The organism is Olsenella sp. AGMB03486 (genome assembly GCF_040884255.1).
Taxonomy (GTDB): domain Bacteria; phylum Actinomycetota; class Coriobacteriia; order Coriobacteriales; family Atopobiaceae; genus Olsenella_L; species Olsenella_L kribbiana.
In genome coordinates, this window is the sequence record NZ_JBEVTM010000070.1 from 1 (window position 1) to 518 (window position 518).

Sequence of the window (518 nt, forward strand, 5' to 3'; positions counted from 1 at the left end):
TACGGCGCCCCAGCGCGCGAACTCGAGGTTCGTGGTGATCACGAGGGACTGCCGCTCGTAGCTCTCGGATATGACCTGGAAGAGCAGCCTCGCCCCGTCGGTGTCGAGGGGGAGGAAGCCGAGCTCGCCTGTCCCCAGGATGTCGGCCTTCGCGAGCTGGGCGAGCTCGCGGTCGAGCGACCCCGCATCGCGTGCGCGCCTCAGGCGCATGACCAGCGACGATGCGGTGAAGAACCTTGCAGGGCGCATCTGCTGGCAGCACAGCGAGCATATCGCCCCGGGCATGTGGGTCTTGCCGGTGCCGACATCGCCCATGAGCACGAGGTCCTCGCGCCTCCCGAGGAACGAGAGCGAGAGCAGGTCCGCCCGGCCGAAGCCTTCCGGCCAGGAGACGGATGTCCAGTCGTGGCCGTCGAACGTCTTCGCCTGCGGAAGCGCGCACCTCCTGAGCAGGGATGCCTTCCTCGAGGCATCCCTGCTCGCGCATTCTGCCTCGAGGTATTCGGCAAGGCATCCCG

General features: G+C 67.8%; 1 protein-coding gene. It reads right to left on the reverse strand.

Annotated features, from left to right (window positions below; translation table 11 throughout):
- Positions 1–518: ATP-binding protein (locus ABVS03_RS11605; protein WP_368019225.1), on the reverse strand; the 518-nt coding region annotated here is incomplete at both ends.